The 12,592-nt window shown below is 71.8% G+C and carries 2 protein-coding genes; both read right to left on the bottom strand.

Going from position 1 to position 12,592, the window contains the following annotated elements:
* Window positions 1-66 precede the first annotated feature (66 nt).
* The gene (locus tag ACZ4A5_RS26645) at window positions 67-10,872 is read right to left on the bottom strand and encodes a type I polyketide synthase (RefSeq protein WP_467589359.1); all 10,806 of its coding nucleotides are present in this window, start codon (window positions 10,870-10,872) and stop codon (window positions 67-69) included.
* Window positions 10,873-10,916: 44 nt separating this feature from the next.
* A partial coding sequence (locus ACZ4A5_RS26640) for a beta-ketoacyl reductase (protein ID WP_467589356.1) occupies window positions 10,917-12,592 on the bottom strand: 1,676 nt, incomplete at its 5' end.

The following is a 12,592-nucleotide window of genomic DNA, read 5'->3' as shown; positions in this document are numbered from 1 at the left end:
CGGCCATAAGGCGACCGGCCGAAAAGAGATTGACCGACAGGCGGTCGGACATTGCGGGCGATCGGCTCAGATGATTCCGAGATCCTCGTCCACCATCCTGAAGAGGTCACCGTCCGTCGCCGATTCGAGTTGGTCGGCGAGGGCGGCGCTTTCCGGTATTTCCTGCGTCTCGTCGTATTTCGCCAGCAGGTCCCGCAGCCGGGAGACCACATCCGTGCGGCCGATCTCCTCCAAGGTCATGGCCGACAGACCGGCTTCGAGGCGGTCGAGCCGCACGGCCACCGGCTCGGCCGTGGTGCCGGTGTCCCGCGTCAGTTCCTGGTGGAGGTGGTGGGCCAGGGCGCTGGGCGTCGGATAGTCGAAGACGAGGGTGGCGGGCAGCCGCAGTCCGGTGGCCGCGGTCAGCCGGTTGCGCAGTTCCACGGACGTCAGCGAGTCGAACCCGACGTCCTTGAAGGCACGCCCTGGTTCCACCGTCTCCGTTCCGCCGTGGCCGAGGACGGCCGCGACGTTGCGGCGTACGGCGTCCAGCACGGTGCGTTCGCCTTCCGCCGCCTGCGTTCCGGCCAGCCGTTCCCGCAGGCCCACCGACGGAGCGGCGCTCTCCGCGGCCGCGCGGTTGCCGGGCAGGCGCAGCAACTCACGCAGGACGTGCGGCACATCGCCACCGGCGGCCTGGACGGTCGCCCGCAGGGCCGTCATGTCCAGCCGCATCGGCGCCACCACGGGGGAAGCACCGGCGCAGCAGGCGTCGAACAGCGCCAGTCCGTCGTCGCTCGACAGCGCACCGAGGCCGATGCCGCCCATGCGCCGCTTGTCCACCTCGGCCAGCCCCTCGGTCAGCGCGCTGCGCTGCTCCCACAGGCCCCAGGCCAGCGACAGGCCGGGCAGGCCCTGGGCGCGGCGCTGGGAGACGAGGGCGTCGAGGAAGGCGTTCGCGGCGGCGTAGTTGCCCTGCCCGGCGGCGCCCAGCGTGCCTGCGACGGAGGAGAAGAGCACGAACGCCGAGAGGTCCAGCTCCCGGGTCAGCTCGTGGAGCGCCACGGCCGCCTCGGCCTTGGGGCGCAGCACCGCGTCGAGGCGCTCGAGCGTCAGCGACCCGATGACACCGTCGTCGAGTACGGCGGCTGCATGCACGACGCCCTTCAGCGGGTGTTCGGCGGGGATGCCCGCCAGCACCGCGCCGAGTGCGTCCCGGTCCGCCACGTCGCAGGCGGCCCAGGTCACCGAGGCCCCGGCGGCGGTCAGTTCGGCCGTCAGTTCCGCCGCTCCGTCCGCCTGCGCTCCCCTGCGGCTCAGCAGCAACAGGTGCCGCACTCCGTGTTCCGCCACCAGGTGCCGGGCCACGAGGCCGCCGAGGGCGCCGGTCGCTCCGGTGACGAGCACCGTGCCCTCCGTGTCCCAGGTGGCCGACGCGCCTGCCGACGGTCCGCTCTCGCCGACGCGGACCAGCCGGGGCACGAGGGCCCGCCCGTCGCGTACGGCCACCTGCGGCTCGCCCGAGGCGAGGGCCGCGGCGACGGGCGTGGCGTCGGCGGGGTCGCCGAGGTCGAGGAGGACCAACCGGTCCGGGTGCTCCGCCTGCGCGGACCGCACCAGGCCCCACACGGCGGCGGCGTCGGCGTCGCGCACACCGTGGGCGTCGGTTGCCACCGCGCCCCGCGTGACGACGATCAGGCGGGATCCGGCGAACCGCTCGTCCGCCAGCCAGCCCCGCACCTGCTCCAGCGCTCCGGCCACCGCCGCGCGCAGCCCGCCGGTGCCGGCACCGGCGCGGCTCGGGACGGTGAGGAAGACGCACTCCGGAAGGGACGGCCCACCGGTGGGGGATCCGGCCAGGCTCGTCAGACCGCTGTGGGCCGTCACGTCCCAGCCGGCGGACCGCAGGCCCGTCACCAGGTCGTCGTCCCCGTCGCCGATCAGCGCGCAGCGGAGGGCGGACAGAGCCGTGGTTCCCGGCGTCATGCCGAGCCAGTCGAGCCGGAACAGCGACTCGCGCAGGCCGCCACGGGCCGCGTCGATCTGCGCGGGCGTGACCGGGCGCGTCACCAACTCGTCCACCGCGGCCACCAACCGGCCGGACTCGTCGGCCACGACGACCGACACACCGTCCGCCCCCGCGGCCGTCAGGCGCACGCGGACCCTGGCCGCTCCGGTGGCGTGCACGGACGCCCCGTTCCAGACGAACGGAAGGCGGACCCGGTCCGTGTCCTCCGCGCCCGCGTCGACCAGGCCCGCGGGCCCGGCCACGTGCAAGGCCGCGTCGAGCAGGGCGGGGTGGATCCCGTAGTGGGCCGCCTCCTGGGCGTGCTCCTCGGGCAGCGCCACTTCGGCGAAGACCTCGTCTCCCCGCCGCCAGGCCGCCCGTACGCCCTGGAACACCGGGCCGTACGCCAGGCCGCCCAGCGCGAACTGCTCGTACATGCCCTCGATGTCCACCGCGACGGCTCCGGACGGCGGCCATACGCCCGGCTCGTCCGACAGCTGCGGCGCCGTGCCGGTCAGGGCCGTGGTCAGCGCGCCTCCGGCATGACGCGTCCAGGGGCGGTCCGGGTCGCCGGACTCCTGCCGGGCATAGACGTTGACCGGCCGCCGACCGCTGTCGTCGACGCCACCGACGACGACCTGGAGCTGGAGCGCGCCGTGTTCGGGCAGGACGAGCGGCGCTTCCAGCACCAGATCGTCCACCTGTACGCACCCGAAGCGGGCACCCGCGTGGAGCGCCAGATCGACGAGCGCGGTCCCGGGCACCACCACCGCCCCAAGCACCGCGTGGTCCGCCAGCCACGGCTGGGTACGTACGGACAACCGGCCGGTGAACAGGCAGCCGTCGGAGTCCGGCAGCGTCACCGCGGCACCCAGCAGCGGATGTTCCGCCGCGCCGAGCCCGATCGACCCGACGTCCGCCGGCCCTGCCACCGACTCCAGCCAGTAGCGCTCGCGCTGGAAGGCGTAGGTGGGCAGGTCGACCTGCCGGGGGCGGGCCGGGGCCAGCAGCGCGGCCCAGTCCACGGAGTGACCCTGGACGTAAACCTGAGCCAGGGCCTCGAGCAGCGTTCCCGCTTCGTCGCGGTCCTTGCGCAGGGCCGCGGTGAAGAGCGCCTGCGGAGCGGCGTCCTGACCCATGCCGGACAGAACACCGTCCGGGCCCAGCTCCAGGAACGTGGTCACACCCTGGTCCGCCAGACATGCCACGCCGTCGGCGAAACGGACGGTCGCACGGACGTGACGCACCCAGTAGTCGGGGTCACACAGCTCCTCAGCGGTGGCAAGACCGCCGGTGAGGTTGGAGACCAGCGGGATACGCGGCGCCTCGTACGACACCCCCTCGACCGTCTTACGGAAGTCGGCCAGCATCGGCTCCATCAACGAGGAGTGGAACGCGTGCGAGACACGCAGCCGCCGCACCCGGCGACCCTCACTCCGCCAGGCCGCTTCCAGCTCCGCCACCGACGCCTCAGCACCCGAAACCACCACCGACGAAGGCCCGTTGACGGCGGCAATGTCCACATCAGAGGAGGTCAGCGCCGCACGGACAGTCGTCTCGTCCGCCTCCACCGCCAGCATCGCCCCACCCGACGGCAACGCCTGCATCAGGCGCCCACGCGCCGCAACCAACGCACACGCGTCCGCCAGCGACCAAACACCAGCCACATAGGCGGCCGCGATCTCGCCGATGGAATGCCCGGCCACGAAGTCCGGCTTCACACCCCACGAAGCAACCAGCCGATAGAGAGCGACCTCAACCGCGAACAGACCACACTGCGTGAACACCGTCTCGTCAAGAGCATCACCACCCTCGAACACGACCTCACGCAACGGCCGTTCCAACTCGAACGCCGCACACACCTCATCAAAAGCCTCAGCAAAGACAGGGAAGGCTTCATACAGCTCCCGCCCCATCCCGACCCGCTGACTGCCCTGCCCCGAGAACACCAACGCCAGCTTCCCCGACGCCGACACACCACGGACCAAGCCAGCAGCGGGCTCACCCGACACCACCGCACCCAGCCCGGCCCCGAAGCCGGACCGGTCCGCAGCCAGCACCACCGCACGGTGCTCGAAGACCGAACGGGTCGTGGCCAGCGAGAACGCCACATCGACAGGAGCAACAGCTTCGTCCCGCGTCAGCGACAGCAGCCGCTCCGCCTGACCCCGCAACGCCGCCTCGGACTTCGCCGACACCACCCACGGCACCACAGGCAACGAACACTCCGAAGCCACCGGAAGCTCCGACTCCGGCGCCTGCTCCACGATCACATGCGCATTCGTGCCACTGGCTCCGAAGGACGAGACGCCCGCCCGGCGGGGCCGACCGGTCTCAGGCCACGGCGTGGCCTCGGTCAGCAGCTCGACAGCCCCCATCGTCCAGTCGACGTGGGGTGAGGGCTCATCGACGTGCAACGTGCTCGGCAGCACACCGTGCCGCATCGCCAGCACCATCTTCATGATCCCGGCAACACCGGCGGCGGCCTGTGTATGACCGATGTTCGACTTGATCGAGCCGAGCAGCAGCGGGCGGTCCTCGGAGCGCTCCTGGCCGTACGTGGCCAGCAGCGCCTGCGCCTCGATCGGGTCACCCAACTTCGTGCCCGTACCATGCGCCTCGACCGCGTCCACCTCGCCAGCCGCCAAGCCCGCACTCGCCAACGCCGCCCGGATCACCCGCTGCTGCGACGGACCGTTCGGCGCCGTCAGACCATTGCTCGCACCATCCTGGTTCACCGCCGAACCACGCACCACCGCAAGCACCCGATGCCCATGACGCCGCGCATCCGACAGCCGCTCCAGCAACAGCATCCCCGCACCCTCGGAGAACCCCGTACCGTCCGCACCCGCCGCAAACGCCTTACAACGACCATCAGGCGCCAACCCACGCTGACGACTGAACTCCACAAAAAGCGCCGGCGTCGCCATCACCGTCACACCACCAGCCAACGCCAAAGAACACTCACCCTGACGCAACGACTGCACCGCCAGATGCAACGCCACCAACGACGACGAACACGCCGTGTCCACCGTCACCGCAGGACCCTCGAAACCGAACGTGTACGAGATGCGGCCGGAGGCGATGCTGCCCGCCGTCCCGTTGCCGATGTAGCCCTCGACACCGTCCGGCACCGACGCGGTCGCGGACCCGTAGTCGTGGTGCATGATCCCGGCGAACACACCGGTCTGACTGCCCCGCACCGACACCGGATCGATCCCGGCCCGCTCCAACGCCTCCCACGACGTCTCCAGCAACAACCGCTGCTGCGGATCCATCGCCAACGCCTCACGCGGCGAGATCCCGAAGAACGCGGGATCGAACTCACCGGCGCCGTAAAGGAATCCGCCCTCGCGTGCGTACGCGGTGCCCTTGTGGTCGGGGTCCGGGTGGTAGAGCGCCTCCAGGTCCCAGCCGCGGTCGTCCGGGAACGCGGACATCGCGTCCCCGCCGCAGTCGATCAGCGACCACAGGTCTTCGGGAGCCCGTACGCCGCCGGGGAAGCGGCAGCTCATGCCGACGATGGCGATCGGCTCGTCGACGGACGCGGCCACAGCTGCGGCAGGAGTCGCCGTACGATTCGTCACCCCCGCATGCGCCGACACCAACTCGTCCAGCAGATGACGAGCGAGCACAGCAGGGCTCGGGTAATCGAAGACCAGCGTGGCCGACAGCCGCAGACCCGTCGCCGCGTTCAGCCGGTTCCGCAGCTCCACCGCCGTCAACGAGTCGAAACCGAGCTCGCGGAAGGCGAGGTCGGACGCGACCTCGTCACCCGGCGCATAGCCGAGTACGGCCCCGACGTGCGTGCGGACCACGTCCAGCACGGTCTGTTCCCGCTCGCTCTCCGGCAGCCGGGCCAGATCGCCCCACAGGCCGCCGTCCGCTGCCGTGGGCGCGGCCACGGCCCGCCGCGCGGGGGTCCGCACCAGGCGGCGCAGCAGTGGCAGCACGGGGCCGTTCCCGCCGCGGAGCACCGCGGCGGCGAGCCGCACCGGGACCAGCAGCGCCTCGTCCGAGGCGGTCGCCGCGTCGAAGAGCGCCAGCCCTTCCCGCGACGAAAGCGGTACGACGCCTCCGCGAGCCATCCGGGCGAGGTCGGCGTCGGCCAGGTGGCCGGTCATGCCGCTGCGTTCGGCCCAGAAGCCCCAACCCAGCGACACCGCGGGCAGGCCCTGCGCCCGCCGGTTCGCCGCCAGGGCGTCGAGGAAGGTGTTCGCCGCGGCGTAGTTGGCCTGTCCCGCCGCGCCGAACGTCGCGGCGGCCGAGGAGAAGAGCACGAAGGCCGTCAGGTCCAGGTCCCGCGTCAGCTCGTCCAGGAGCAGCGCCGCGTCCACCTTCGGCCGGAAGACGGCGTCCACGCGCTCCGGCGTCAGCGACTCCACCACGCCGTCGTCCAGTACTCCGGCCGCGTGCACCACGCCGCGCAGGGGCATGTCCTGCGGGATGCGCGCCAGCACACCCGCCAGCGCCTCCCTGTCTGTCACGTCGCACGCTTCGAGGACGACGCTCGCGCCCAGGCCGGCGAGCTCCGCCTCAAGCTCGGGCATCCCGGAGGCGGCACGGCCGCGGCGAGACACCAGCACCAGACTCCGTACGCGGTGTTCGGCGACCAGGTGCCGGGCGACCAGGCGGCCGAGTACGCCGCCCGCGCCGGTGATCAGCACGGTGCCGGAGCCGTCCCATGTCCCGGCGGCGCCGGGCAGGACGGGGGCCTTCACGAGACGGGGGGCACGGAATTCGCCGGTGCGAAGGGCGAGCTGCGGTTCGTCGCGGGCGAGCGCGGTGCGCACCGCTCCGGCGGCGCCGTCCCAGGTGTCGAGGTCGACCAGGGCGAAGCGGTCCGGGTGTTCCGTCTGCGCCGACCGGACCAGGCCCCACACCGCGGCCGCCGCCAGGTCGAAGACGCCCTCGCCCGGCGCGGTCGGGACCGCGCCCCGGGTCACGAACACGAGCTTCGACGCGGCGGCCGCGTCGTTGCCCAGCCATTCCTGTACGGCTCGCAGCGCCCGGTACGTCACCTCACGGGTCGCCGAGGCGAGGTCGCCGGAGTCCGACGGGGACAGGAGCGGGAGGAGAACAGCCTCGGGGAAGGGCCCGTCCGCTGCCGAGGGCAGGCGCGAGACCCGGTGTCCGGCCGCTTCGAGCGCGGCCGCGAGCCGGGAGCCGTCGGGGCCGAGAATCGCCCAGTCCCCCGCATCGCCCGTCATGTCGCCGGACGACACCGCCTCCCACCGCACGCCGAACAGCGACTCCAGCGACGACCGCGCGGCGCTGTCGAGCAGTTCCGGCGAGACGGGACGGCCCACGAGCGAGCCGACGGAGGCCACCGGAGCCCCGGTCGCGTCGGCCACCAGGACCGACACCCCGTCCGCCCCGGCCCGCGACAGCCGCACGCGAAGCGTGGTCGCGCCCGTGGCGTGCAGGGACACGCCGCTCCACGCGAAGGGCAGACGTGCCACCGAAGGCGTGCCGTCGGCCTCCGGAGCGGCGAGGTGGCCCACGCCGGTCACGTGCAGCGCGGCGTCCAGCAGGGCCGGATGCATGCCGTAGCGCCCTGCCTCCTCGCGCTGCTCGTCGGGCAGCGCGACCTCGGCGAACACCTCGTCGCCACGCCGCCACGCCGCCCGCACACCTCGGAACGCGGGCCCGTACTCGAGCCCCGAGGCGGCCAACCGCTCGTACAGGTCGTCCACCGGGACGGCCACGGCCTCGGCCGGCGGCCACGCGGCCAACTGCCGTGCGTCCGAGGCGTCGTCGGCGGCGACCGCCGCCAGCACGCCCTTCGCGTGGCAGGTCCACGACTCCTCGTCGTGATCGCCCTCGACCCGCGAGTACACGCCGAACTCACGGCGCCCCGGCTCCTCCGTACCGCCGACGACCACCTGCACCTGCACGGCCACCGACTCGGGGAGCACCAAGGGTGCTTGCAGCGTCAGTTCCTCCAGGCCCTGACACCCGGCGGCATCGGCCGCGCGCAGCGCGAGCTCGACGAACGCGGTGCCGGGGACCACCACCCTCCCCAGCACGGCATGGTCGGCGAGCCACGGCTGCGCCCCCACCGACAACCGGCCGGTCAGCACCAGCCCGTTCGCATCCGCAAGCGACACCACGGCGCCCAGCAGCGGGTGATCCGCCGCACCCAGACCGGCGGACGTCACATCGCCGAGCCGGGCGGCGGGCGGGTTGATCCAGTAGTGCTGGTGCTGGAAGGCATAGGTGGGGAGGTCGACGCGGCGTGCGCCCGTGCCGTCGAAGAGGGCTGCCCAGTCGACGGCAGCCCCGCCGACGAAGGCTTCGGCGACGGAGGTGAGGAAGCGGTCGAGACCACCCTCGTCGCGGCGCAGGGAACCGACGGCGGTGATGGTGTGGGTCTCGGCGGTCTGCTCCACACCCAGGCTCAGGACCGGGTGCGCGCTGGACTCCACGAACAGGCGGAATCCGTCGTCCAGGAGAGCCTGGACGGCCTCTTGGAAGCGGACGGTCTGGCGCAGGTTGCGGTACCAGTAGCCCGCGTCCAAGGTGCTGGTCTCCAGCACCGATCCCGTCACCGTCGAGTAGAACGGTACGGAGGCCGGGCGCGGGGTGATGCCGGCGAGGTCGCGCAGCAGCGCGCTCTCTATTTCCTCCACGTGTGCGCAGTGCGAGGCGTAATCCACCGCGATACGACGCGCACGGACACCGTCCGCCTCGCAGTCGGCGAGGAATTCATCAAGGGCGTCGACATCGCCGGAAACAACCACCGTGGCCGGGCCGTTGACCGCCGCCACCGCGAGACGGCTGTTCAGCCGTTCCTCGACTGCCTTCACATCCAGGGAGACGGATACCATCCCGCCACGGCCGGACAGGGCCCGCAGCGCCTTGCTCCGCAGCGCCACCACCTTCGCCGCATCCTCCAGCGACAACGCACCCGCAACACACGCGGCCGCGATCTCGCCCTGAGAGTGGCCGATGACAGCGGCCGGCTCCACACCGGTCGAACGCCACACCTCCGCCAGCGAGACCATCACCGCCCAGAGAACCGGCTGTACGACATCGACCTGCTCAAGCCAGGCAGCATCGTCACCACGCAGCAGATCGGCCAACGACCAATCCACATACGGCGCCAGTGCGACCCCGCACTCCGCGATCCGCTCCGCGAACACCGGCGAGGAATCCAGCAGTTCGGCAGCCATGCCAACCCACTGCGACCCCTGCCCCGGGAACACGAACGCCGCACGCCCGTCCCCCGTGACACGGCCCCGCACCACACCCGAAGCCTCGCGCCCATCCGCCAGGGCGCTCAAGCCGTCCCGGTGTCCCGCCAGGACCACGGCCCGGTGCTCGAACACACCCCGGTCGGTTGCCAGCGAGAAGCCCACGTCCAGCGGCGACAACTCCCCCACACGCGCGAGCAACCGCTCCGCCTGCGCACCCAGCGCACTCTCCGAACGGGCAGAGACCACCCACGGCACCACCGTCGGCGGCTCGGCCGGCGCCGGCTCCTCCTCGGCAGCCGCCGCGGGCGCCTGCTCAAGGATCACGTGCGCGTTCGTGCCGCTGACACCGAACGCGGACACACCGGCCCGGCGGGGCTCGTCGGCCTCCGGCCACGGCGTGGCCTCGGTGAGCAGCTCGACGGCGCCCTCCGACCAGTCGACGTTGGGCGACGGCTCGTCGACATGCAAGGTCTGCGGCAGCACACCGTGCCGCATCGCCAGCACCATCTTCATGACACCGGCCACGCCGGCGGCCGCCTGCGTGTGGCCGATGTTGGACTTCACCGAGCCCAGCAACAGCGGCTTGTCCTCCGGGCGTTCCTGGCCGTACGTCGCCAGCAGCGCCTGCGCCTCGATCGGGTCGCCCAGCGTCGTGCCCGTACCGTGCGCCTCGACCGCGTCGACCTCGGCGGCCGAGAGCCGGGCGTTCGCGAGCGCCTGGAGGATCACGCGCTGCTGGGAGATGCCGTTGGGCACGGTCAGGCCGCTGCTGGTGCCGTCCTGGTTGACGGCGGAGCCGCGGACGACCGCCAGCACCGGGTGGCCGTTGCGCTGCGCGTCCGACAGCCGCTCCAGGAGCAGCATGCCGACGCCCTCGCCCCAGCCGGTGCCGTCGGCCGCCGCCGCGAACGCCTTGCAGCGGCCGTCGGGGGCCAGCCCGCGCTGGCGGCTGAACTCCACGAACAGCCCGGGCGTCGTCATTACCGTGACGCCGCCGGCGAGGGCCAACGAGCACTCGCCCTGCCGCAGCGACTGCACGGCCAGGTGCAGGGCCACCAGCGACGACGAGCAGGCCGTGTCGACGGTGACCGCCGGGCCTTCGAGGCCGAAGGTGTACGAGAGCCGGCCGGACATCACGCTGGCCGCGCTGCTGGTGGCGAGGTAGCCCTCGACACCCTTCGGGGCCTGGCGCAGGGCCTCGATGTAGTCCTGGCCGTTGGTGCCGACGAAGACTCCGGCCTTGGTACCGCGCACCGACGCGGGCGCGATGCCCGCCCGTTCCATCGCCTCCCAGCTGGTCTCCAGGAGCAGCCGCTGCTGCGGGTCCATGGCCAGTGCCTCGCGCGGCGAGATCCCGAAGACCCCGGGGTCGAAGGCGCCCGCGTCGGACAGGAAGGCCCCTTCCTTCACATACGACGTGCCGGGGCGGTCGGGGTCCGGGTCGTAGAGCCCGGCGAGGTCCCAGCCGCGGTCGGCCGGGAACGGAGCCACTGCGTCCGCCCCTTGGGCGAGGAGGTCCCACAACTCCTCCGGGGACCGGACGCCACCGGGGAAACGGCAGCTCATCGCGACGATCGCGATCGGCTCGCGGGGCTTGTCCTCGGCATCGCGGAGACGGCGCTGCGTCTGCCGCAGATCAGCCATGACCCGCTTCAGATACTCGACAAGCTTCTCTTCGTTTGACATCTACCCTTGCCCCCTCAAGGAAACCAAACGGTTCATGATCATTATTAGGCATCCCCGAGTTCGCGGTCGATGACGTCGAAGAGCTCGTCGACCGAAACGCTTTCGAGATCGTCCACGGCGTCTTCCGATTCCGGGTTCGTACCGGGCGCGGCACCGGCGTCGTTCAGCTTCGCGAGCATGGACTGGAGCCGGACCACCGCCTTGGTGCGTGCGATGTCGTCCTGCGGCAGCGCGGTGAGCACGGCCTCGAGACGGTCGATGTCCGAGGGCAGCGCGTTCTCCGGTGCGCTCCCGTCCGGTGCCAGCTCACCCATGAGATGGCGGGCCAGAGCGGAGGGCGAGGCGTAGTCGAACAACGTGGTGGGCCGCAGCCGCAGCCCGGTGGCCGCGTTCAGACGGTTGCGCAGCTCCACCGCGGTGAGCGAGTCGAGCCCCATCTCGAAGAAGCCGCGCTCCGCTTCGACGCCCGCTTGCGTGGCGTATCCGAGGACCGTCGCGGTGTTCTTACGGATCAGGTCGAGCAGCAACGGCTCCCGCTCGGCGACCGGAAGGGCCACCAGGGTCTCGGCGAGTGCCGAGGTTCCCTCGGCGGCGGGATCCGCTTCCGCGCGGCCGCCGGCCGTCCGGTGCAGCTGCTTCACCTCGGGGATCTCGCCGAAGAGCGCGCTGTTGCGGGCGCCGTCGAGCTCCTTGGCGAACCGCGACCAGTCGACGTCGGTGATCACCGGGCAGGCATCGGCGCCGATGAGCGCCTGCTCCAGGGACTTGAGGGCCAGGTCGGGGTCCATGGGCGGCAGACCGAACCGCTCCATACGACCGCTGACCATGCTGTTCTGAGCCGCCATGCCGTCGTTGGCCCAGGGTCCCCAGGCGATCGATGTCGCGGGGAGCCCCTCACCGCGCCGCAACTCCGCCAACGCGTCCAGGTAGGCGTTCGCCGCAGCGTAGTTGGCCTGACCGGCACCACCCACCGTCGCGGAGAACGACGAGAACAACACGAACGCCGACAAGTCCATATCCCGAGTCAGCTCGTGCAGATGACGCGCCGCCTCAGCCTTCGCCCGCAGCACATCCTCGAACCGGGCAACCGACTGCCCGTCGAGAACACCATCGTCCAGAACACCGGCCGTGTGCACCACCGCCGTCAACGGCGTCTCGGCCAGCAACTCGGCCAGGGCCGCACGATCACCCACATCACACGCCACGACCGACACCCGCGCACCCAACGCGACGAGTTCCGCGCGCAGTTCCTCGACACCCTCAGCAGCCGGACCACGACGCGAAACCAGCACCAGATGCTCCGCACCCGCACCAGCCAGCCAACGCGCCACATGCCGGCCCAGACCACCCGTACCACCCGTGACCAGCACCGTCCCCGACACACGCCACAACTCGCCTGCGACGTTGGCCGATGCGGGGATCATCCGGCGGCCGAAGACCCCGGCAGACCGTACCGCGACCTCGGCTTCACCGGACCGGAGCACACCGGCCAGCCGCTCCGCCGAGCGCCCGTCGAGCGTTTCGGGAAGGTCGATCAGACCGCCCCACCGATCGGCGCTCTCCGTGGCGACGACCCGGCCGAGACCCCATATCTGCGCCTGGTCCAGGTCCGTCACACGCTCATGGGAGGTGGCAGCAACCGCTCCTCGCGTCACACACCACAACGGAGCCGCCACCTCGGCATCGCCAAGAGCCTGGACAAGAGCCAGCGTCAGCGCGA

It is taken from the genome of Streptomyces sp. NPDC025618 (genome assembly GCF_055558795.1).
Note: the sequence above shows the minus strand (reverse complement) of the source record. Positions and strands in the feature narration are given on the sequence as shown.